Genomic DNA, 21,798 nt, shown 5'->3' on the forward strand with positions numbered 1-21,798 from the left:
TAACGAGTAGGAGCACTATGTACTTATACCACTTTGGTTTGACAGAGCTGCCGTTTACGCTCACACCGAATACCAGCTTTTATTGTGGCTTAAAAATGCACGATGAAGCCTTACAGGTGTTGCTGGCTGCGCTAAAAACTGGAGAAGGTTTTATTAAAGTGACGGGTGAAGTCGGCACGGGCAAAACCTTGCTGTGCCGTAAGCTGTTAAATGATATTCCCGACCATTTTATTACGGCATATATTCCGAATCCATATTTACCACCGGCGGAACTTCGTCATGCCATTGCCGATGAGCTTGGTGTCCCCGCGCATGATGAACAAGATCAGCATCGATTGGTGCGAGCAATCGAGAAACGATTGGTTGAACTTAATCAACAAGGTCGTTCGGTCGTGTTAATTATTGACGAGGCTCAAGCACTGCCGACCGAGAGTCTTGAGGCGTTGCGTTTGTTATCCAATTTAGAAACTGAAAAACGGAAATTATTGCAGTTGGTCATGTTTGGGCAACCTGAACTAGATGAACGTTTAGCGACACGGGAGTTACGTCAATTGCGCCAACGGATCAGTTTTTCTTATCAATTAAGGCCTCTGACTGGTCCTGAGCTAGGGCGATATGTGAACCACCGAGTTCAAATCGCTGGTTATAAAGGTTCGGCATTATTCACGCCGGAAATTATTTGGTGGATTCATCAAGCGTCGCGCGGCGTTCCTCGCTTGGCCAATGTGCTTTGTCATAAAATGTTGTTACTGGCTTACGGTAGTGGTCGCCATCACCTAACCGTTGCGGATGCGCGACTGGCAATTCAAGATACAGAAGATGCGCAGCTTCCTAAGCGACGTGAATTATGGTGGTTTTTAATCGGGATGATTGCAGCAACTGTGCTTGCAATTGTGTTGATGTATGCCTTGGAGTTATTCCCAGCATGAGTATTATTAATCAAATGCTGAAAGACATTGAGCAACGCGAGAATGACGCAAGCAAAGGTCGCGCGACGTCTATCCATGCGGAATATCCAATGCGTTCACGAGCTTGGTTGTGGGCATTAAGCGGAGCTTTGTGTGTTGCTCTTGTATTCTTGAGCTGGTGGGCTGTCTCTTGGTACATGGAGCATCAGTCAAGTACAGCACAGGTCATTTCTCCTCCTGCCGTAGTCGCTGAAGTCGTGGAAGAAGTGCCAAGTAATTTAGCGGAATCTCAAGATACTGGATTCTCGAATCAGCAAGGGCCCTCTAATCAGCAAGAAAGTGCAATACCAAAACCTGTCACGCCTCAGCCACGAGCGCGCGAGCTCGCCCAACCGGTGGTGATAGAAACAAAAGATCCTGTAACCGAGAATCAAACAGCTGTTAACCAGTCAGTTACACCTAGCATCGAGTCAACAACATTGGCATCAACGTCAATTGAATCAGCAGCCGATGACAATTCGCAATCAGTAGCCGATGAGTCGACCGATATGGGTGAAATGACGATTCAGCGCAGCAGCCGTGAGCAACAGGTTGAAAGTCTCTATCGGCGCGGACTGCGAGCGTTAGAAGAAAACCAGATGCGCGATGCGAATCAGCGTTTTCAAGAGGTTTTGCTGCTGGCGCCGGAACATCATGAGGCTCGCTTGCAATTAGCCGCACTGACGTTTGGACGCGGCTTCCCTTATGAAGCTTTAACCCTCTTACAGACAGGGCTGGCGATAGACTCCAACTACTCTCCATTCCTTTTGCTACAAGCACGAATTTACGAGCGGCTAGAGCAGCCGGAGCAAGCGTTAGCAATCATTCAGGGACGCACGTTTCGTTTACCCGAAGATGCGGATTTTATCCTGTTGCAAGCGAACTTAGCCAGTGACATGGGCGATTGGCCATTAGCGATAGAGAGTTATCAACAGTTGGTCGAGTGGCGATCTGATCAAGGACATTGGTGGATTGGTTACGCGTTTGCATTAGCCCAACAGGGTTATGACAATGATGCCCAGCGTGACTACTATCACCGTCGCGCAGCAGAAGCCTATCGGCGCGCATTGAATGATACGCGTTTATCACCTGCTACTTATGAATTTGCGATACAACAACGGGAGGCATTAGGCTACTGATGGCGAGACGTCCCCGTTTAAAAATGCGTCTGGGTGATTTACTTGTTCATGAGCGAGTCATCACTGAAGAGCAGCTCAGTCAAGCATTAAGCGCGCAAAAAACGAGCGGGCGCAAGCTTGGTGACTTACTCACTGAGCTCGGTTACTTAACTGAAGCCCAGTTACTTGAATTTCTTTCCCAGCAATTGAGTGTACCGGTCCTGGATCTCTCTGAGCGCCGGTTGAGCAGTGACACCGCGCGTTTAGTGCCAGAGGTGCAAGCGCGCCGTCACCGAGCGCTGGTAATCGAAGCTGATGACGATAGCGCACTTGTAGCCATGAGCGATCCCGCAGATCTGACCGCGATTGATGCGCTCAGCGCCATTTTGTCGCCACGTGAATTAAGTCTTGCAGTTGTCGCTGAACGTCAGCTCTATGATTCATTTGATAGTGTTTATCGCCGAACTCAAGAAATTGAGCAGTATGCCAGTCAGTTACAAGAAGAGTCTCGCGACGAATCCGAGTTAGATCTCGGCAGTATGGTCGATGAAAATGAAGACGATGTCACGGTCGCGCGACTACTTAAATCTATTTTTGCGGACGCTGTGCAAATTCGTGCTTCAGACATTCACTTAGAACCTGACGAAAATGGATTGCGCATTCGCCAGCGGGTGGACGGTCAGTTGCAAGAAAACTTTTTGGATGAACGAGGCATTGCCTCAGCGTTGGTGTTGCGACTGAAGCTGATGGCGGGTTTGGACATTTCAGAGAAGCGTTTACCCCAAGACGGCCGTTTTCAGATGAATGTGCGCAATCACGAGCTGGATGTGCGTTTATCAACGTTGCCGACACAGTGGGGCGAAGCTTGCGTTATGCGCTTGCTGGATCAGTCTCATGGCTTGTTAAAGCTTGAGCAGACAGGTATGCCAGCGGACTTAATTACGAAAATGCGTTACCACATGACTCGGCCTCATGGCATGATCTTGGTCACTGGGCCAACGGGCTCGGGTAAAACAACGACCTTGTATGGTGTATTAAGTGAACTCAATCAGCCGCATAAAAAGATCATCACCGTCGAGGATCCGGTGGAATACCGTATGGAGCGGATTTCTCAGGTTCAGGTCAATAGTAAAATTGGTTTGTCGTTTGCGCGAGTACTAAGAACCACGCTACGTCAAGACCCCGACATACTGATGGTCGGTGAGATGCGCGACCAAGAAACGGTTGAAATAGGTTTGCGTGGCGCAATCACCGGCCATCTCGTCTTATCGACCTTGCACACCAATGATGCAGTCACTTCAGCCATGCGCTTAATTGACATGGGTGGTGCGCCATATTTGGTGGCAAGTGCATTACGTGCAGTGTTGGCACAGCGACTTGTGCGGCGGATTTGCGACCATTGCAAAGAGATACACCAACCTGACGAACAACAAAAGATGTTGCTCAACGCTGTCGTAGCGAGCTATCCGAATGATGCCGTTTTTCATAAAGGGCGGGGTTGTAACCGGTGCAATTTTACCGGTTATCGCGGCCGCGTTGGTGTCTTCGAATTGTTAGAAATTAACCAAGAAATGATGGCGGCATTGCGCAACAGTGACACGCAAGGCTTTGCCGAGGCTGCGGCACGCGTGCCAGGGTTCCAAACCTTAGCGCAAGTTGGTTTAGCGTACGCGTTGCAGGGCGTGACCTCGGTAGATGAGGTATTGACCCTTGCTGCTGGCACTCCTGTTTATGAAGACTTAGCGGCAGTAGCGGATAGCCCTGAATTAAGTGAGCAACCTTAATGGCCACGTTTCGTTACCAAGGGCGCAATCAGTCCGGTCAGCAAGTCTCGGGACAGGTAACAGCGAGTAACGAGTCTGCGGTCGCCGATCAATTAATGCGGTCCGGAATTGTGCCATTAAGGATTATGCCCGTCGCGACGCGATCAAGTCGCAGCGGTTCAGGCGAAGGAACGGGACTCTCACTCAATATACGCGCGCTGCTTCGGCGCCCATTACCGCTGTCGGATTTAATTATGTTTATTCGGCAGATGTACTCGCTGACGAAAGCGGGTATTTCAATGTTGCGTGCTATCGAAGGGCTTGCCGAAAATGCGACGAACAGGCAACTCGGTGTTGCATTAAAAGATATTGCGGAGCAGTTAGAACGTGGACGCGGCTTGTCGACAGCGATGGCAGAGCATCCCTTAGTTTTTCCACGAGTCGTGGTAGCCGTCGTGCATGTTGGTGAAAACACTGGTCGTCTCGAGCAGAGTTTTGCCCAACTTGCGCAATATCTCGAAGGTGAACTTGATACCAGGAAGCGAATTAAAGAAGCGACACGCTATCCGATTTTTGTATCGATATTTTTGGTTGTCGCGGTGATTGTCCTGAATATCTTTGTTATTCCGCAATTTGCCACTATGTTTAGTGGTTTCGGCGTTGAATTACCATTTGTTACTCGAGCGTTATTGGCAAGCTCCTCGTTTTTTGTCAATTATACGGTTTACCTACTTGTGGCTGTGATCGTTACCGTTGCACTTGTTGTGCGTTGGCTAAAGAACCCGTCGGCCCGCGAACGCTGGGATGGTTGGAAACTGCGCTTGCCGGCGGTTGGCGATGTGGTCGAACGCTCACTCTTAGCGCGGTTTTGTCGCAGTTTTGCTGTTATGTTGAACTCCGGCGTACCTTTGACTCAGGCTCTCGGGCTGGTTGCCGAAACGCTCGACAATCGGTACATGTCGGTTCGCGTGGCCGAAATGCGCAAAGGAATTGAACGCGGCGAGACCCTGTTAAGAGTAAGTCGTAATAGCACCCTATTTACGCCGTTGGTGCTGCAAATGGTCTCCGTCGGCGAGGAAACCGGTAGTTTAGATGATTTGTTGGTCGAAGCGGCCGAGTATTACGAGCGTGAAGTGGATTACGATTTAAAGAATATGACCGCGCGTATAGAGCCCATTATGATCACAATTGTGGCGGTGATGGTCTTGTTCTTGGCGCTGGGCATCTTTTTACCGATGTGGGAGATGATGAGCGCCTACTCAGGTGGTATGTAATGCCTGATCAGCACGGATTACCTCATCGGCGGTTAGGCCAAAAGGTCGATGATACAAAGACTAACCAAGGCAGACGGCTAATAATTCTGCTGCTGAGTTTGATGATCATTGGTCTTTTAACTCGCGTATTTTTACAGCACCTGTGGTTACCCGAGCGGGGCGGCTGGAAAGACGCCGAGTTTAATGCGGCAGTTCACCGTTTTCAGAGTCATGTGATGCTGGCACATGTAGAATGGATTCGACATGGAGAACCACGATACGTGCAGCTTGAGAGCAGCGATGGAACTTCGCTGCAAATTAAAATGAATGCAGCGGGTTGGCCGGAGGTCGCAAGGGTGTCTGATGACCCTCAGAACCCGTGTGAGTTAGTCTGGTTGCAGTTGGCTGAGCTGGGGCAATTACGTCAGCAGTTGTCTGCAGAAGTTATTCTTGCTGAAGACGAAGGAAGAGTAGCGGAATGTTGGTTCTATTACGGTTCTGAATTGCGCTTTCGTTACCGGGTGGGCAATGGCCAAGTGCAGCATGAACTGCAACAAGGGTATTAGAATTGTGATGAATTTGTTAATTCTTGCATTGTCATCGGTATGGAAAATCGTTAGTTTAGAAAGGTAGACGTGAAGGCATATCAAGAGCTGAATCAGATTGCTTGATAGACGCAGCATTCTGAACCAAAAGTTTATTATTATTAGCCGTTTATGTAAAAAATATGACATTACTCATAGTTTAATTGTTGGTGAAAGTGGTATGATCGCGATACGGTCAACGCTTTTGGCATCGATGTTGAGCAAAATTTACTTTTGCGACTAACCGATAAAGGTATCCGGTAAAATGAGAAAACAGCGCGGATTTACGCTGATTGAACTAATCATTGTGGTGATTATATTGGGGCTGCTCGCAGCTTCCGCATTGCCTCGTTTTACAAACATTGCTGGGCAAGCTGAAGATGCATCGATTGAAGGCGTTGCTGGTGGCTTTACCAGTGCTGTTGGTATTGTTCGCGGTCAGTGGGAGCTCGATGGCCGCCCGCAAGGAACGAATATTGATACGGGTGCCGGTGCACTTGTGTTAGTCGACGAAATAGAAGTCTATGTGGATGGCAATCGTGGCTATCCCGTGAGTGGCCTTGATAACCCAGAGGCTCATGATTTAAATATGAATGCTGAAGACTGCCGGTCACTTTTCGCAGCGATTCTGCAAGGAGCACCGACAGCTAGCTCTAATTTCGCAGACTTAGACCGAGTGCGGTTCTATGTCACAGCGGAAAACAACGGCACCAACGATATCTGCGTGTATTATCAGGCCAGTACCTTAAAAAGCCTGTCAGGAGCGCCAGAGGGTGACGATTATCTTACGGTAGGCAATAATTTCGTGTACAACCCACGTACCGGGGGCGTAAACGTAAACCTCAATCGTAGCAACTAACAGGCAGGCTTGCTGCCATAGAACTTTTCACTTTTAACTTTTGGTAAATTAGAGGCGACTCTTATGCAACAACAAAAAGGTTTTACCCTGATTGAACTGATCATCGTGATCATTATCTTAGGTATTTTAGCAGTAACCGCAGCACCGCGGTTCTTTAACTTCGCTTCTGATGCGCGTGAAAGCACGGTGAAGGGTGTTGAAGGTGCTATTAACGGTGCAGCTGCAATTGTTTATGGTAAAGCACTAATCCAGAGTAAAGAGCGTAATGAAGATGACGGCGATGGAAATTATGAAACCGCTGATGGTATTCAAATCGTGTATGGTTATCCAGCTGCTTCTGCAGGTGGTATTATTGCTGCCTTGAACTTGAATGTAGCTGAGTGGGATATTGCATACGATCCGGCTACTCCGGCGGTGGGAACGGAAAGTTCTGTGAAGATTTCTCCGGCTGGCTTTAATTCAGCAGCAGCAGCAGCACCTACTTTCGCTGAGATTACTGAGTGTTTCGTTCAGTACACAGATGTAGACTCAGTTGGTGGAGAGCCATTAGTGACTGTTAACACAGATTGTTAGTAACAACTAACTTTAACAAAAAGGGGCTTCGGCCTCTTTTTATTTCCGTTTATACGGAGCATGCTCCGCGCCTATGCACTTTGGTATAGTTTTTAATCCGTAACGGTGGTGTAATCTAAGTTTACAAGCACGCTAATGTGCGCTGCTGCAGTGTAGCTGGGGGCGGGTACATGGAGAACGCACAAAGTACGGAAAAGATGTTCATAAAAATCACAAATTGTTGGTTCAGTATATCTGCGTTTTGCGGCAGGTTGCAGGGGGCTTTGGCCAGGTCAGTAACCAGATCATTTACCCAGTCGGCAGTAAACAAGCGGATAACAACCAAGCGTCTACCAGCAAAACATCAGTTAGGATTTACGCTAATAGAGCTTATTGTGGTGATCATCATATTGGGTATTGTTGCGGTAGTTGCAGCCCCACGATTTTTTGATGTAAAAACCGATGCGCGAATTGCTGCGCTACGCGGTATGGAAGGGGCAATCAACACCGCCTTACCACTTGCCCGCGCAAAATGTGAGTTAGATGCGGTATGCAATGTTCGCGCAGCTGCAGATAACTCGGGAAGCACACGAATTTGCTTGAAACAAAACTGTGTTGCTACAGAATTTATTCGCACTCACTATGGGTACCCCAATGCCTCTGCCGCAGGAATTGATAGGGTGCTTGAAGATCATAATTACACCGTAACCGGTAGTGGTACGCAGCGTAACTTTCGCCCTGAAGGCGTAGCCACGAATAATAACAATTGCCGAATTCGTTATGTTCGTGCAGCGGCTGCAAATGTACCGCCAGAAGTTACTATTTTCACTAGTGGCTGCTAACATAAGGTAACCATAGTAAAAATGTTATTCGCGTAAACGTGCGATAATTCAAGGATGCTTAACATGCTTTTTGTCTGTTCTAGTGCTCGGCCTTCAGCTATTTTTCAAGGTTTATTTTCGGCTACTATTCATATCGTTTCTAGTTTACGTTCATTTCTCACACTAGTAACGGTGCTGTTGATTGCTATTGTGCTCAGCGGCTGTAGTGAAGAGCACCCAGATAATAAGCCCGGAGCAGTGAATAATCCTTATCCGCAAGTGACTATAAGTGGCACTGAAACCATTCAGTTTGCTGATGATGAAGACGAGTTAACATATTCCATTCCCGTCACTTTATCACGACCTGCACCGGTAGATGGCGAAGTTCGTTTTCGCTTTGTTGAAGGTACTGCATTAGCTGCGCGTGACTTTGAGCTGGATAGCTTGCGCGTGACCTTTGCTGCTGGTGAACGCCAAGCTAATATCCCTGTGCGTTTACTGAATGACAGTGGCCGCACGACAAATCGACAATTCCGTATCGAGCTGATTGGTGCAACCCATGCAACGCTAGGTGATAGTGTCCAACACAATATTATTCTTACCGCGAATGAGCAAACGCAACCAGACAGCCCAGTCAGCCTTAATATTCCGGCTGAACTTAGTTTTGTCGCACCACCATCGGGACAAGCAAATTTTTCAGTCGTCATTCCCTTCTCTGCGTCTATTCCGAATGATGGTTCAGTTGAAATTCGCACAGTAGCCAGCACAGCGCGCGAAGGTGACCATTATCTGGCGGTAACAGGTGAAAACTGCACTTCATCGCGTTGTCGAGTCGCTGCTGGAAAAACCGAACTCGATTTCTTCCTGCCGTTGCTCGGTGATGTGAATGCCGCAGATCGCTCGTTCCGCCTGCAGTTTTTAAATGCTGAGGGCTTCGAATTACCTGAAAGCCGCGAAATAGTCGTAACCTTGTCCTATGGTGAAACAACTAACCCAGAACCACCAAACCTGATACTACCTGAGGAACTTTCTTTGCGAATGCCATCTGCAGCGCGGGAGCGTATTCGCTATCCAATCGTTGTGTCATTCGACCGTCCGCTTGTTGAAGCTGCGACGATCGAATGGCAAACCGTCGACAACACAGCCGAGTCCGGCATTCACTTTGTAGCAGTTTCAGCCATCGACGATGATGCGCAGCGTATTCATGCTGGTGCTCAAGAGTGGGCATTCGAAATTGAAGTTTTACATGATGCCAACACAACTGAAAATCTACAGTTTGAAGTTCAGCTAATTCACAGCCAAGGTATCGGTTTACCAGCGAATCGCCGTATCCCAGTGGAAATTGTCCATAGCAATAACGAAGGTGTGGTGGTTCCTAGTGTCACTGTGCCCAGCTCAAGAAATTATCATGCGCCGGTGACTGGAACTCAGGCGTTCACATTGCGCTTACCATTGAGTGAAGCCATGCCAGTTGATGGCTCCGTGGGCGTTAACTTCATTGCGGAAAGTGCGCGTCGTGATGTTGACTTTGACGGCCATGACGGCGTGATTGAATTTCCCGCAGGGGCTAGAGAAATATCTATTCCGTTCACCTTATTGGCTAATGCTGATAACGTTGACGAGCGCACCTTCCGTGTTGAGCTGTATAACCCGAATGGTGTGAATTTGCCGACCACGCGTGAGTTGCAAGTGCGGATCGTGTCTGCTGGCGAGCCTTCACCCTTACCGACGTTAAGTTTAGCGCCGGGCTTAATTCGAGTGCCAGCACCAAGAACCACGAACGAACAAGAAATTACGCTCTATTTTGAGCTGTCACATGCGATGCTGAATGATGGTGCAGTGACCATTCGCAGTCGTAACGGTAGTGCATTTGCGGGCGTAGACTTTATTGAAGTGGCAAAAGTACAGCAGGAAGTTAATGCTGAAACAAGTGAAGTAGCAGTGACCTTTACATTGTTGCCAGCCAATGCAGATGCGCCGCGTGAATTTGAACTCGTGTTTTCCAATGCAAATGAACTTCTACTGCCAGCGAATCGAGCAGTCACAGTACAAATTGACCCGCGTGATACAGCGGTGATCCCAAATATTCGCATTCCGAGTGAAAGCGAAGTCATTGTGCTAACAGCTCCGAATCCGAATGACCCAGAAGCAAATACATTACGCCGGATCGTACTGCCATTTGACAGTTCTGCACCATTAGCAGGTCTTCTTGAAGTGTACTCGCAAGACCAAACTGCGGTCGCTGGAACGGATTATGAACTTGCGATGACAGAGTTTAGTTTTGCGCCGGGAGCGCGCGAAGTAATCGTCGAATTAAATGTTCAGCCAGTAGCATCGCAAAAGACATTTGAATTGCTACTAGTACGTGCCGAAAATGCGAATTTACCGGATGAATTTGAAAATCGAATTATCCGTATTGGAATTGTGCCCTTCGATTAACACACAGAACCTTTACATCAGGAACGATCCAAAATGCTGTTTTTCAACTATAACTATCAGTTGAAAGCAGCATTTTTATTTGGAGATTCCAGTATGCAGCGAATGAAATCACGTATGAACGGTAATCGTTGGGCAGTTGCTATCGTGGCTGTGGCTGCGTTACTGATGGTAAAGCCGATATTCGCGCAAGACGTGAGTGAGACCCGTCTTGCAGACGGTATCTTTATGCTTGAGGGGCAGGGTGGCAATATGATGCTGGTCGCTACCGAATCGCATACCGTGTTAGTCGATGCGCAGTTTGCGCGCATGGCGGAGGCCATTGGCGCCAAAGTTGAAGCACTTGGAAGCTTGCCCTTATCTTATCTGATCAACACCCATTTTCATGGTGACCACGTCGGTGGTAACGCCTATATGAGTGAGACCTTAGGTGCGACGATTCTGGCGCATGCTAATGTGCTCAAGCGCTTAGCGGATGACACTGATTTTCCGCGTGAAGGCTTACCGACCGAAACGTTAACCGACCGTCATGCGCTTGATTTAGGTGAATACTCCTTAACGCTCAAACATTATCCTACTGCCCATACGGACGGTGATATCGTGATCTGGGTTGATGGGCAGAATATCGTTCATGTTGGCGACTTGTACTTTGTCGACCGCTTTCCATTTGTCGATTTGAATTCTGGTGGAACGGTGCAGGGCTATATCGACGCAATTAACTCGGTGTTAGCTGATGCTGATGAGCACACGCAAATCATTCCTGGACATGGCCCTTTAGCAACCGCAACGGATTATATACGCCTGCGTGACATGATGATCGAAACTCGGGAGCAACTGCGTGCCTGGCATGCAGCGGGTGCTGACGTCGACACTATGGTCGCCACTGGGCTTGACGAAAAATGGGCGGAGTGGACGTGGAATTTCATCAATGAAGAGCGCTGGATACGAACACTCTTTAATGACTTACAAGCAAGTCATTAAAGAGTGGGATGCATACTTTGGTGTAGAACCCTCACGATATAGATGTGGGTCGATTTAATTTGATAGTAGATCACATGTTTCTTAAAAAAGTGTCGACGCGCCTTTTCCAGTAGATCGCTACATTCGGAGCCAATTTTAGGCGAATGAGCAAGGAGGTTGAGTGTTTCGTCGAGATCATTGAGGTAGTTTTCCGCCTGCTCCTCGCCGAAACTAAGTAATGTGTATTCAAAGATCGATGTAAAATCTACCGCTGCTTGCTTAGAAAGCTTATACATGTTGCGCTTTCACTTGTTCAGCAAGATCCCGCAGACTATAGTCACTTTCACCACTAGCGACTCCGGTCGCTAGTGCTTCTTTCAGCACCGTGATTTGGTACTCTTGTTGCTCGAGTAAGCGCAACGCAGAGCGAACGACTTCGCTTGTTGAGCCGTAGCGGCCAGATTGAACTAGGTGATTCACGAACTGGTCAAGTTCTGAACCAATGGTAACGCTTGTTGTGCGAGCCATAAACAAACCTTTACTGAGTTAAACTGTATGAAATATTAACACAAGTTTAGCAGGCTAGTAGAGGTTTTCAAGTCAACTCAGCCATTGTCCCTTGAATTACAGCTTTATAACACCATGCTTTAGTCGTGGCCTTCTGAGCGATTATCCACCCTAAACCCTGCAAGCACAGGCTGCCACTATTGACGTATGTGGGTCGCTAACGTAGCTCTAACCAGAAGATGATCCGGTCGTTGCCACGATACTGTCCGAAACTCGCAAAGGCTCGGGGGTCGCGGTGGGTATTGTTTTCGGCATCGACCCAATCGAATTCAAGCCATGCTGGTGCATCGTATTCAAATTCGAACTCGTCAAAACTGCCGCTGACCGTCGGTGGCAACCACACCAAGTCACCCGGCGGCACCAGACCTTGGTCAAATATACCATCGGTGCCGTCTGCAGTAGACGTAGTGGAACTAGGATCAAGTAGTTGTAAATTAGCGACTGCAAAATTAGTGCAACTGTCATTGGTGTGAACGACAAAGTTGTTACCGTTCCATATCTGCGTGCGCAGATCCACCGGTAAAGGTTGCTCTTCTGGACCAAAGGTATTTTCCAACACCATGCGACCATAGACGAGATTTAGCGTGCCCGATAGGGGGGCGGCATCACCGGACACTGTACTCAAGGTCGCGGTACTTGCACTGAAGCCACGATTGTCCAGTTCGTCGCTAATTTGCAGGCCAACGCGTGCTTCTGGGTAGGGACCGTCGGGGGTATCGTCAGCACGTCGATTAAAAACGATCGAGTCTTCCACAAAGGTTAAAATGCCATCTTCCCACAACGAGGCAGCATTGAATCCAAAACGGGTGTTGAATTCATTTGCGGGGCTATCTAATGGGGTTAAACTCGCGATCACACCGTTAACTTCGGCACTGCCCAAATATCCGCCACGACCATAGTTCTCAGTACGGTTACCATTGGTATTCACTGCGTGAAGCGTAAAACCAACGAGGATATCCGGTTGCCCCATGTAACTAAAACCATCGACCGTACAGGCATTGACGACGCTCGAGTCGGCGACTACAAATCGATCGGGATAAAAACGCCCAACTGGACTTACTGGTCGCTCAAAGGCATCACCACCACCTAAATAGTCATTGCCAACTAAGCTGGCGACTAACCCCAATGTTCCGACTTCACTCCAGGTGAGTCCACTATTTTCGAATGCACCCGTGATTGCGGAAGAAGGTATAAAACTACCAAGGCCGGACAAATTACCTTGGACGCCGTTTGCTGGGAATACTACGGAATCGATGGCGGCAGAGACGTCAACGATCGGAGATTCATTGCCAAAATTCGGTGTTGGGTCGCCATCTGCGTTGAGCGACTGCACAATCACCGAAAAGGATTCGCCAGCGGCACGATAGCCAGGACCGGTGTTCGTGGTGGCTGTCCAAATGTTATTATCGTTATCAAGGGCACGGACTATAAGCGAGTAGGGTTTGACGACAAACTCGGTCGTACTCATACCGGTCAAAGTCACCGGTGGGTCATTAATGTCTGGGTTGTTCGCATTCGGCTCGGGGGCTAAAGTCAGCGAACCATGCAAACGCAAAAGTCCAACATCGCTATAACGATGGGGTAAGACGGCAGTGCCGGTGGCGTCGAAGGTGACGCTCACCGGAGCCAAGTTATTCACCACACTGTTGCTATTGAACCCAATTTCAGTGCCGTCAACGGTATAGGCTTGGCCGGCAACACAGTCGGCTGGATTTAAGCACTCAACGCCTATGTTGACGGTTTGTGGGCCTTCCACACGCGCTTCACACGCACCGGTTGTGTTGTTCGTCTGAACAGCACGCAGGGCGACATTAAACGGCGAGCCGGCAAATTGATCGGGAATCGGGCTACTGCCATTATTAGCGGTGAAAATCAGGCCTGCGGTTTGAAAGTTGATTTGACAGGACGTCGGTGTTGAACCCGTCGGGTCAAAGCACTGGACGGGATTTTCTGCCGCCACAGTGGCTGAACTAACGCTCAATGTCGTTGTTCCGCCCGGCACATTGCGCAAACCGGCGGCGCCAGAGCCACTATTCAATGCCAATGTTCCACTGGTACCTGATGTGCTGGTTAAATCACCACCTTGCCAGTTCGAGCCGGCAGCCGTTGAGGCCACCGTAACGCTTACCGGGTCTTGGTACAGCGTTGAACAGCTGGCATCGGCACACGCATCAACAATCACGGGCGCACTGTAGCAGCTTATTAAGCTGAGTGGGTGACGAACCCGGTAATGGTGAATTGCCGTCTCATCTTGTTCACAGCCCAGAGCCGAGTTGATACTACTCTCCACTTCAGCTGTGTAAATAAACTCGGTTCCAGTACCTACATCAATGGAACCAGCAACTAATATACTGCCTTGAATAGTGTTGTTATTACCGAAATTAATATTGTTGTTGGCTGCAGGTCCATATATTAATCCATTAAAATTGACTGGGGCGTTATTACCTTGATTACCGTTGCCAATATCAATAAACGCTCCATCATAAAGGTAGACTCGAAAGTTACCTACATTTCCGTTTGTGTTAATTTCAACTTGGTTAGGACTGCCTCCTTGTGCGCTCTCAATGGAATTCTTAATGAATATATTGACGGCCCCGCCTGACGTAATGATTTGTATACCATTGCCAATTCGAAAATCTTCAATAAAGTAATCACCGGCTTGCATCGTTAATGTCGAATTATTTCCTATAGTGAGCCGTTTTATGTAATAAGTGCCCGAAGTCAGAATTCCATTATTGTTTGGAGTGACTTGATTATACGTACCTGGGTTTATTGTGTTTCCGGATACATTTGTATTGGATGTGAAAGTCGGAAATACAGCTGGATCTAATGGAGGTAAATTTAGACTAACCGTATCGACCACGCCAACTGGCGTCGGGGTATTGCCAACACCTTGAATAGGTTGATTATTTATGGTTGAGTTCACATATGTAAATCCACTGAGTCCGACAATGCCGAAGCCGGTTGCTGTGGTGATTTCGTCGCAGAACTCGGGAGGTGCTTCAGAGCATAAGTTTGGGGTTACTGAATTATACTGACAATCGCCGTAAATTGCGCTGTTCGGCCAATTCCCCGTAATAGTACCCCAATCTGAGCGCACAATAACGTTGCCGTAAACAATTGAATCGGTCATGTATACATGGTGTAAACCATCATGATCATCGGTAGTTTCAACGTTACCTACCACAACGCTAGAGTTCAAATTCACTTCAAAGCGCGCTTGTAAATTCCCAGTAACTTGTGCGTTATTATTCACAAAAATCCGGTGGGCATTAGGAATGTTGGCATTAATAACACCGCCGTTAATGGTTACATTGTTTTGGCCGGCGCTGATGTTACCTGAAAGCATATTAACGTTATTCAGAATAATTGGATTATTCGCCGCGGTTAGATTACCGGAAACAGTGCTGTCACTTATTTCGATGCCATTATTTCCAGCCGTAATTCCATCTCGTATAGTAGCCCCAGAAGAAACAGTTACTTTACAGCAGTTCGAAAGGACTAAACCGGTATAATCACCACCCACGATGTTAATTGAACCATTAGTTGATGTGGTGGTTCCTGTTACGTTCACACTAGTTAAATTGAGAGCGTTTGCAGCCTGTATATTTCCATTTACGTTCCCATTAGTGATGGTTAGGCTACCATTACTGATAACGTTATTGCCAAACGTTGTATTGCTAGCGGTGAACGCATTTGCGGAGCTGGTGGTGCCGGCAACGGTGCTATTATCAATGGAAAGGCTGCTATTACTATTCACACTACTATTAAAAATAGCGCCATTGGCGTTCAAGGCAGCACCAGAGGTAACGCTGCCATGGACTGTACTGTTGTTCACCGTTACAGTTGAAGATGTACTAATGGTACCGTGAACTACAGTACCATTTTCTAAGAGCGCTCTAGGCGTGTTTGTTATTGAACCGAATAGCGTTGAGTTGTTCAACTGAATAAGGTTGCTGCCACCTGCCCTTAGGGTAATGTCATTGCCATTACCGCCGAAAGTGACATTACTTACATTAATGCCATTTTGCGAAACAATATTAATCGGCCCTTGTGAAGTAACCACATCGCCAGAAGCCAATTGTAGCGGTTGCCCCCACGTGCAAGTATATGTGTTACCACTCCAGGTTCCTTGACTACCACTACAAATTGCTGGTCGATTGGGTGCGGTTAAATCATATGTATTGGCGTTAGCGTTGAAGCTTAGGCTGGCAAAAAGCAATACAGCCATAGGTAAAGCTAGTGCTAAAAATCTATGTAATGGCCGCATTAAAAAACTTAAATGGCACTTAGAAAACCCCATCGGTGGCCTCCAAAATAATGCGTTTTGAATAATTCGTTGCCCCAACACTGCAGACACCCTCAGCGACAATGCGAAAGTGCTGACCACTAAAGGGGGCTGGAATCGTATAGGCGACACAGTCAATGTCTGCGCTGCATTGGTTCAAACCATCCGCCGTAAAACTATAACTGACACTGGTACATTCACTCGCAGCAACCGGCTGGTCAAATGGAAAAAGGTCAGTTAAGAATATCTCCGCTCCACTGCGTGCGGCTGCGTATGCTCTAGCCCCATACACCTCGCTGACCGTTGCACGGCTTAGGTCACCAAGAATCCGTACCATAGCGATACCGAGAATACTCATCACGACAATAATAAAAATGGCGACCACCAGCGCGCCGCCGCGTTGCTTGAACGGCGGATTTCGCTGCTGCGAACTGTGAGATCTAAAATTTCGACTAGGGAACATTGGGCGCGTGAACCTCGTGAAGAATCTGCAGTGGTTCGTTGCTCGAACCGCGTTGAAAACGCCAGTCGATTTGCACTAAATTATTCCGCTGCAAAGTCGGCTCGAATACTCGAAAGGGCCGTTCATCCGTTTGACTGGTGTCATTAACAAGATTGACCGCCATAACTTCATACGTTGCGCTGCTGAGTAATTCTGCATGCGTATTTTGATTCTGTGAAAGCCCGTAATCGCTATAGCGCTCGAGGCGGTTCTGCGCTTCATTGTAACACCAGGATACGGGGTTGCCAGTCACATAGTACCGTCGCGCCGGGCTTTCGGTTGGAAAAAATGATGGTGTCGTATTGTAATTAATGGTTAGCAGTCCGGACTGAGGTGTATCGAGGTCAACAGTATCAATTTCTTTTCGGCGTAAATTTGACGGACCGTAGATAAATTGAGTTGACGTTGCGTAAACAAATAAATAACGCCCCTCGAGTTGATCACTACGAATGGGTTCAACAACGATAAAATCGTCGTTTGCGGTTAATCCGGGGCGCGGAATTTGGAGGTAGTTGCTGCTCGTAATCACCGGCAAAAATTCGATACAGCGTTGGTTATCACTGTCGTCAACTCGAATACTGCGCGGCAAAGCATTACGCAATTCAAGAGACAGGCGTTCGACCGCAAAGCGACTTTGGGAAATTAACTGTTCGCGGCCAGTGGTGTCGCTGTATATCTGAGCACCAAAACCGAGATAACGAAAGGTAAAAATACCAACAAAACCGAGTAAAACAATCACAGTCACCAGTTCAACTAGGGTATAGCCCAACTGTGGGCGAGGAGATGTGGAACACCGGAGCATCAGTAATTACCTCGAATAGCGGTAAATTTGAAGTCTTGCCCTTGCGGGGTAGTCACGGTGACTTCCACGCGCTTAAAGCGCGTAATTGTTGTATCACAGTTCCCGAAACTATCGCTGTAACAGACATTTATAGCGTAATTAAAGTTAGGGAAGCGATCAGCGAGATCCTCACCGAGCGCGCCGGCAAGGGACTCACTCAAATGTAACTCATGATAGTCATCGACATCGTTAAACGCTTCACGACTTTCCGATTCGGGGCCGAGATCCTCGGGAGCGGTGCACTGGGGTGCGTCAATCTCTCCACATCGCAACTGACCACCGGTAAAACTACTTTGTTGGTCAAAACCTTTACTCATAATCTCGTCCAGCAGGGCTTGCCCTAAAGCGGCTGCTCGAATTTGCAAAACGGGTTCTGCACTGCGTTGAGCCTGCGGAAAAATGATGACCGTTAAAATAATGAATGAGAGTCCAAGGGTGACAATGCCGACAATAATTTCAATAAGCGTAAAGCCAGATTGGCTTTGTTGACAGCGGTTTGTCTGATTTTGAGCTTTTGCAGTCATGTAAAACTCCCTGACATTATTGAATGATCATAACTCATCCATGCAACAATGTTGATATACTGTTATTCATACTACATTTTTTTGTTTAAACTGCCTACGTGATGACGGTTATTAAATAAATTGCATAGGCGATAAGGATCATAGAGTTGACTTACAAATCGCACCAAAGTGACGGCTTTACATTGGTGGAGTTAATCACGGTTATGGTTTTAATTGGCATTTTAGCGGTGTCGGTAGGCCCACGTTTTTTTACTGGCGGAACCGTTCCTGAAGCAACGATTGAGGCACGGCTGTTGAGTTTACTTCGGTTACAGCAACAACGCGCCATGCAAGATAGTATAAATCGCTGTTACGGCATTCAATTCAGTGCATCGCAAATTACCCCGCTTGATTGTGCCGAAACGGTCATAGCTGAACGTGTCATTGTCCCGTCGGATCCGGTTAGCGTTAATGTTACGTCTAGCTTACCCGGAGCGGGCTCTGAATTTTTGTTTAACAGTCTTGGTTGTCCTGTTTCATCAAACCATGAAACTAGCGCCGAAGATTGCGGTCTGAGCAATGTTGAGATTCAAATTAGCGGGCTTGAAACTCGGCAAATTTGTATCCAAAGCCAAGGCTATATTCGCAGTGGTGCGTGTAACTGATCGGAAACGTCATAAAACTTGTTAAAACCGTGAAAACTCGCTTGCCGCAAGGATTTCAGCTTGGTAAAGTTAGCGCTTAGTTACTGTTCTCCACAATAATAACCACGAGTAAAGGGAATAACCCTCCATGTTTAAGAAGTTGCGCGGTTTGTTTTCCAACGACCTGTCGATCGATCTAGGTACGGCGAACACTCTCATCTATGTGAAAGATAAAGGTATTGTGCTAAATGAGCCATCGGTAGTGGCCATTCGACAGGACCGCGCAGGTGGTGCGAAAAGCGTTGCAGCTGTGGGTCATGCTGCGAAGCAAATGTTGGGCCGTACACCGGGCAACATTAAAGCCATTCGGCCAATGAAAGACGGTGTCATTGCGGATTTTCACGTCACTGAAAAAATGCTCCAGCATTTCATCAAGCAAGTGCATGAGAATAACTACTTGCTGCCAAGTCCTCGGGTGTTGGTTTGTGTGCCTTATGGTGCGACTCAAGTTGAGCGTCGGGCGATTCGTGAATCGGCATTGGGAGCGGGTGCGCGTCAGGTCGTATTGATTGACGAACCCATGGCGGCAGCGATTGGTGCCGGTTTACCGGTGTCGGAGCCTACCGGCTCGATGGTTGTGGATATTGGTGGCGGTACCACTGAAGTTGCAATTATCTCACTCAACGGCGTGGTCTACTCAAGTTCAGTGCGGATTGGCGGTGATAAATTTGACGAAGCAATTATTAGCTATGTCCGCCGTAACTTTGGCTCACTCATTGGTGACGCGACTGCTGAGCGAATTAAGCATGAAATTGGTGCCGCATACCCTGGTGAGGAAGTTCGCGAGCTTGAAGTCCGCGGTCGTAACCTTGCTGAAGGTGTGCCGCGTTCGTTTACATTAACCAGTAATGAAATTTTAGAAGCGCTGCAAGAGCCCTTGATGGGCATCGTCGCTGGCGTTATGCATGCGCTCGAGCAGTCACCACCAGAACTTGCTGCGGATATCGCTGAACGAGGCATGGTGTTAACCGGCGGCGGTGCGCTCTTACGTGATTTCGACCGTCTATTGATGGAAGAAACCGGTATCCCGGTGATTGTCGCTGACGATCCTCTAACGTGCGTGGCCCGCGGTGGTGGTAAAGCTCTCGAGTTAATCGACGAGCATGGTGGCGACCTGTTCAACGACGAGTAGACTGTGTCGACGCCGCTTTTCATTCGAACTGTCTCGCTTCGTCTGCGATTAACGCTAGCCTTAGTGCTAGCGTTTTTGCTTATTTTTTTAGACCATCGGCTCGGTGCGATGCAGCAAGTGCGCTTGTATTTGAACTCTGCAATCAGCCCGGTGCAGTTTCTTGCTGTGTTACCGGAACAAGGCCTCGATAATCTCGTTTATAGTCTGCAAAGCCGCCGTGCTTTGACCCGCGAAAATGACCGCTTGAAACGAGAATTGCTTGACTTACAAGGTCAGTTACAGCGTTTTGAGTTTCTGGTGAATGAGAATGATCGTTTACGCACGCTCCTAGCCAGTGACGAGCGCACCGAGCGATTACGCATGGTTGCCGAAGTGATTGCCATCGACTCAGACCCTTTCACCCATCAAGTTGTGGTTAACAAAGGTACTCGCCATGGCGTCTTCATTGGTCAGCCGGTCATTGATGCCGATGGTGTGGTTGGCCAAGTGGTTGATGTGGGTATCACCACCGCACGAGTAATTCTTTTAACGGACCAAAGCCACGCGATTCCCGTTCGCGCTGCGGGCAGTGGCATTCGCGCTATTGCTCAAGGGGTCGGCGACACCAATTCGCTGGAGCTTATGCATGTGCCGCACTCGACCGAATTACAAACCGGTGACTTGCTCATGTCTTCAGGTCTAGGCGGTGTGTTCCCGGAAGGCTATCCGGTGGCACGCATACAATCTATTTTACGTGATGAATCGCTTCCATTCGCACAAATACGCGCAGTCCCCATTGCTAATCTTGACCGGATTCGAATGGTCTTACTGTTATGGGATGAGCAGAGCGATAACCAGCCTATTCGCAGTGACGAGGGAGGTACTGATTGATGCAGCGTGTCTTACAGCGAACCATTATCCTTATCACCTTCATTCTGGCGCTCATTTTAGCGGTTATGCCGATGTCGCTAGCAATCGCACCGTTTCGCCCAGAGTGGCCGCTATTAGCTTTAATTTACTGGATTATTGCCTTACCGCACCGGGTGAACATCGGTTATGCCGCCGGTGTTGGCTTGGCCGTTGATGTTCTACTCGGTTCGACACTTGGTTTTCACACCGCCGCGTATGCGATTATTGCCTACCCGGCAGCGCGCTATTACAGTCGCATTCGCAATTTTTCGCTGTCGCAACAAGCGTTGTTGGTGATGGTTTTAGTCTTTGCCGCACGACTTATTGTCTATCTCTTCGAACACTATTTAAATAACGCTCCGCTGATGTGGCATTATTTTTGGCCGGCCTTGAGTTCCGCTATTTTCTGGCCATGGATTTTCTTGCTGCTGCGTAAGACTCGGCGGAAGTTTTTAGTTCGATGATGGCGTTGGATTTATATTTAGCGTCTGCTTCGCCGCGTCGTTATGAGCTTCTGCAACAACTCCTGGCTAATTTTCGCGTACTTCCCGCTGATATTGTTGAGGTTCGTGCGGCACATGAGTCGGCAGAAAGCTATGTGCAGCGGTTAGCTGGCGAGAAAGCTAACGCGGTTCGTGGTATATTAATTAAGCAAAACCAATGGTTTGAATACACCGCGACACTGGGTTCGGACACTATCGTTACGGTGATGTCCGAACATGAGCGACAGGTCTTAGAAAAGCCAAACGATTATCAGCATTTTCAACAGATGATGCGTACCCTCAGTGGCCGCAGCCATGAAGTCATGACCGCTGTTCATCTCTGTTCCGCAGTGGGCTCTTGGCAGGCCTTGGTGACGACAGAAGTCACTTTCGCGGAGCTGACAGAGGCACAAATTGAAGGCTATTGGCTCACCGGCGAGCCTCAAGATAAAGCCGGTGGCTACGGTATTCAGGGGCAGGCGGGTAAATTTGTTCGCAAGATTGACGGTAGTTATTCTGCCGTCGTCGGACTTCCGCTGTATGAAACGGACCAGCTCCTGCAACAATGGCGACAACAACTCAACGAGGAGTAACAACT

The 21,798-nt window shown here is 48.2% G+C and carries 21 protein-coding genes; 15 read left to right on the top strand and 6 right to left on the bottom strand.

The window, feature by feature from the left end:
* Positions 1-17: 17 nt before the first annotated feature.
* The 10 genes from LAT77_RS04810 to LAT77_RS04855 all read left to right on the top strand — a co-directional run bounded on the left by LAT77_RS04810 (position 18) and on the right by LAT77_RS04855 (position 11,314).
* Positions 18-929, top strand: a complete 912-nt coding sequence (locus LAT77_RS04810; RefSeq protein WP_290563426.1) for an AAA family ATPase — start codon at positions 18-20, stop codon at positions 927-929.
* On the top strand, positions 926-2,086 hold the full coding sequence (locus LAT77_RS04815; protein ID WP_290563427.1) for a hypothetical protein: 1,161 nt from the start codon (positions 926-928) through the stop codon (positions 2,084-2,086). Before LAT77_RS04810 ends, LAT77_RS04815 begins: the two co-directional genes overlap by 4 nt.
* Positions 2,086-3,849: a type II/IV secretion system protein gene (locus LAT77_RS04820; RefSeq protein WP_290563428.1), complete on the top strand. Its 1,764-nt coding sequence runs from the start codon at positions 2,086-2,088 to the stop codon at positions 3,847-3,849. Before LAT77_RS04815 ends, LAT77_RS04820 begins: the two co-directional genes overlap by 1 nt.
* Positions 3,849-5,102, top strand: coding sequence for a type II secretion system F family protein (locus tag LAT77_RS04825; RefSeq protein WP_290563429.1), 1,254 nt, complete (start codon positions 3,849-3,851; stop codon positions 5,100-5,102). Before LAT77_RS04820 ends, LAT77_RS04825 begins: the two co-directional genes overlap by 1 nt.
* Entirely contained in the window at positions 5,102-5,647 is a 546-nt protein-coding gene (locus tag LAT77_RS04830; protein ID WP_290563430.1) for a hypothetical protein, read from the top strand. The genes LAT77_RS04825 and LAT77_RS04830 overlap by 1 nt, the downstream gene beginning before the upstream one ends.
* A 283-nt stretch (positions 5,648-5,930) precedes the next feature.
* Positions 5,931-6,524: a prepilin-type N-terminal cleavage/methylation domain-containing protein gene (locus LAT77_RS04835; RefSeq protein WP_290563431.1), complete on the top strand. Its 594-nt coding sequence runs from the start codon at positions 5,931-5,933 to the stop codon at positions 6,522-6,524.
* A gap of 63 nt (positions 6,525-6,587) precedes the next feature.
* Positions 6,588-7,097 (top strand): prepilin-type N-terminal cleavage/methylation domain-containing protein, encoded by a 510-nt coding sequence (locus tag LAT77_RS04840; RefSeq protein ID WP_290563432.1) that lies wholly within the window; start codon positions 6,588-6,590, stop codon positions 7,095-7,097.
* 170 nt (positions 7,098-7,267) lie between these two features.
* Complete coding sequence (locus LAT77_RS04845) at positions 7,268-7,918, top strand: prepilin-type N-terminal cleavage/methylation domain-containing protein (RefSeq protein WP_290563433.1); 651 nt, start codon at positions 7,268-7,270, stop codon at positions 7,916-7,918.
* Positions 7,919-7,981: 63 nt separating this feature from the next.
* The gene (locus tag LAT77_RS04850) at positions 7,982-10,336 is read left to right on the top strand and encodes a Calx-beta domain-containing protein (RefSeq protein ID WP_290563434.1); all 2,355 of its coding nucleotides are present in this window, start codon (positions 7,982-7,984) and stop codon (positions 10,334-10,336) included.
* A 93-nt stretch (positions 10,337-10,429) separates the two neighbouring features.
* Positions 10,430-11,314 carry an MBL fold metallo-hydrolase gene (locus LAT77_RS04855; RefSeq protein WP_290563435.1) on the top strand — a complete coding sequence of 295 codons (885 nt, stop codon included), beginning with the start codon at positions 10,430-10,432 and terminating at the stop codon, positions 11,312-11,314.
* On the opposite strand, the gene LAT77_RS04860 is transcribed toward LAT77_RS04855, so the two are convergent.
* From LAT77_RS04860 to LAT77_RS04885, 6 genes are all read right to left on the bottom strand, one after another.
* Positions 11,311-11,589, bottom strand: coding sequence for a type II toxin-antitoxin system RelE/ParE family toxin (locus LAT77_RS04860; protein WP_290563436.1), 279 nt, complete (start codon positions 11,587-11,589; stop codon positions 11,311-11,313). The genes LAT77_RS04855 and LAT77_RS04860 overlap by 4 nt on opposite strands.
* A complete protein-coding gene (locus tag LAT77_RS04865; RefSeq protein ID WP_290563437.1) occupies positions 11,582-11,821 on the bottom strand; it encodes a type II toxin-antitoxin system ParD family antitoxin in 240 nt (79 codons plus the stop codon). Before LAT77_RS04865 ends, LAT77_RS04860 begins: the two co-directional genes overlap by 8 nt.
* A 196-nt stretch (positions 11,822-12,017) precedes the next feature.
* Positions 12,018-16,091 carry a DUF6701 domain-containing protein gene (locus tag LAT77_RS04870; RefSeq protein WP_290563438.1) on the bottom strand — a complete coding sequence of 1,358 codons (4,074 nt, stop codon included), beginning with the start codon at positions 16,089-16,091 and terminating at the stop codon, positions 12,018-12,020.
* 58 nt (positions 16,092-16,149) lie between these two features.
* Positions 16,150-16,611 carry a type II secretory pathway protein gene (locus tag LAT77_RS04875; RefSeq protein WP_290563439.1) on the bottom strand — a complete coding sequence of 154 codons (462 nt, stop codon included), beginning with the start codon at positions 16,609-16,611 and terminating at the stop codon, positions 16,150-16,152.
* Positions 16,601-17,452: a hypothetical protein gene (locus tag LAT77_RS04880; RefSeq protein ID WP_290563440.1), complete on the bottom strand. Its 852-nt coding sequence runs from the start codon at positions 17,450-17,452 to the stop codon at positions 16,601-16,603. The genes LAT77_RS04875 and LAT77_RS04880 overlap by 11 nt, the downstream gene beginning before the upstream one ends.
* The gene (locus LAT77_RS04885) at positions 17,452-18,015 is read right to left on the bottom strand and encodes a type II secretion system protein (RefSeq protein ID WP_290563441.1); all 564 of its coding nucleotides are present in this window, start codon (positions 18,013-18,015) and stop codon (positions 17,452-17,454) included. Before LAT77_RS04885 ends, LAT77_RS04880 begins: the two co-directional genes overlap by 1 nt.
* Before the next feature lie 146 nt (positions 18,016-18,161).
* Between LAT77_RS04885 and LAT77_RS04890 the strand changes: the two genes are divergently transcribed.
* The 5 genes from LAT77_RS04890 to LAT77_RS04910 all read left to right on the top strand — a co-directional run bounded on the left by LAT77_RS04890 (position 18,162) and on the right by LAT77_RS04910 (position 21,793).
* Positions 18,162-18,659, top strand: coding sequence for a type II secretion system protein (locus LAT77_RS04890; protein ID WP_290563442.1), 498 nt, complete (start codon positions 18,162-18,164; stop codon positions 18,657-18,659).
* Between the two features lie 127 nt (positions 18,660-18,786).
* Positions 18,787-19,830 (top strand): rod shape-determining protein, encoded by a 1,044-nt coding sequence (locus LAT77_RS04895; protein WP_290563443.1) that lies wholly within the window; start codon positions 18,787-18,789, stop codon positions 19,828-19,830.
* 3 nt (positions 19,831-19,833) lie between these two features.
* Positions 19,834-20,700, top strand: coding sequence for a rod shape-determining protein MreC (gene mreC / locus LAT77_RS04900; RefSeq protein WP_290563444.1), 867 nt, complete (start codon positions 19,834-19,836; stop codon positions 20,698-20,700).
* The gene (gene mreD, locus LAT77_RS04905; RefSeq protein ID WP_290563445.1) at positions 20,700-21,182 is read left to right on the top strand and encodes a rod shape-determining protein MreD; all 483 of its coding nucleotides are present in this window, start codon (positions 20,700-20,702) and stop codon (positions 21,180-21,182) included. Before mreC ends, mreD begins: the two co-directional genes overlap by 1 nt.
* A gap of 5 nt (positions 21,183-21,187) precedes the next feature.
* Entirely contained in the window at positions 21,188-21,793 is a 606-nt protein-coding gene (locus LAT77_RS04910) for a nucleoside triphosphate pyrophosphatase (RefSeq protein WP_290563581.1), read from the top strand.
* The last annotated feature ends 5 nt before the right edge of the window (positions 21,794-21,798 follow it).

The sequence above is a fragment of the Aliidiomarina sp. genome (assembly GCF_022565475.1).
Taxonomy (GTDB): Bacteria; Pseudomonadota; Gammaproteobacteria; order Enterobacterales; family Alteromonadaceae; genus Aliidiomarina.

What these genes read in the sequence shown, in the direction of transcription:
- mreD (WP_290563445.1), top strand. Translation starts at nt 20,700, where the DNA reads ATGCAGCGTGTCTTACAGCGAACCATTATCCTTATCACCTTCATTCTG.
- LAT77_RS04830 (WP_290563430.1), top strand. Translation starts at nt 5,102, where the DNA reads ATGCCTGATCAGCACGGATTACCTCATCGGCGGTTAGGCCAAAAGGTC.
- LAT77_RS04875 (WP_290563439.1), bottom strand. Translation starts at nt 16,611, where the DNA reads ATGTTCCCTAGTCGAAATTTTAGATCTCACAGTTCGCAGCAGCGAAAT.
- LAT77_RS04885 (WP_290563441.1), bottom strand. Translation starts at nt 18,015, where the DNA reads ATGACTGCAAAAGCTCAAAATCAGACAAACCGCTGTCAACAAAGCCAA.
- LAT77_RS04840 (WP_290563432.1), top strand. Translation starts at nt 6,588, where the DNA reads ATGCAACAACAAAAAGGTTTTACCCTGATTGAACTGATCATCGTGATC.
- LAT77_RS04820 (WP_290563428.1), top strand. Translation starts at nt 2,086, where the DNA reads ATGGCGAGACGTCCCCGTTTAAAAATGCGTCTGGGTGATTTACTTGTT.
- LAT77_RS04835 (WP_290563431.1), top strand. Translation starts at nt 5,931, where the DNA reads ATGAGAAAACAGCGCGGATTTACGCTGATTGAACTAATCATTGTGGTG.
- LAT77_RS04870 (WP_290563438.1), bottom strand. Translation starts at nt 16,091, where the DNA reads ATGGCTGTATTGCTTTTTGCCAGCCTAAGCTTCAACGCTAACGCCAAT.
- LAT77_RS04895 (WP_290563443.1), top strand. Translation starts at nt 18,787, where the DNA reads ATGTTTAAGAAGTTGCGCGGTTTGTTTTCCAACGACCTGTCGATCGAT.
- LAT77_RS04825 (WP_290563429.1), top strand. Translation starts at nt 3,849, where the DNA reads ATGGCCACGTTTCGTTACCAAGGGCGCAATCAGTCCGGTCAGCAAGTC.
- LAT77_RS04815 (WP_290563427.1), top strand. Translation starts at nt 926, where the DNA reads ATGAGTATTATTAATCAAATGCTGAAAGACATTGAGCAACGCGAGAAT.
- LAT77_RS04880 (WP_290563440.1), bottom strand. Translation starts at nt 17,452, where the DNA reads ATGCTCCGGTGTTCCACATCTCCTCGCCCACAGTTGGGCTATACCCTA.
- LAT77_RS04810 (WP_290563426.1), top strand. Translation starts at nt 18, where the DNA reads ATGTACTTATACCACTTTGGTTTGACAGAGCTGCCGTTTACGCTCACA.
- LAT77_RS04865 (WP_290563437.1), bottom strand. Translation starts at nt 11,821, where the DNA reads ATGGCTCGCACAACAAGCGTTACCATTGGTTCAGAACTTGACCAGTTC.
- LAT77_RS04845 (WP_290563433.1), top strand. Translation starts at nt 7,268, where the DNA reads ATGGAGAACGCACAAAGTACGGAAAAGATGTTCATAAAAATCACAAAT.
- LAT77_RS04855 (WP_290563435.1), top strand. Translation starts at nt 10,430, where the DNA reads ATGCAGCGAATGAAATCACGTATGAACGGTAATCGTTGGGCAGTTGCT.
- LAT77_RS04850 (WP_290563434.1), top strand. Translation starts at nt 7,982, where the DNA reads ATGCTTTTTGTCTGTTCTAGTGCTCGGCCTTCAGCTATTTTTCAAGGT.
- LAT77_RS04860 (WP_290563436.1), bottom strand. Translation starts at nt 11,589, where the DNA reads ATGTATAAGCTTTCTAAGCAAGCAGCGGTAGATTTTACATCGATCTTT.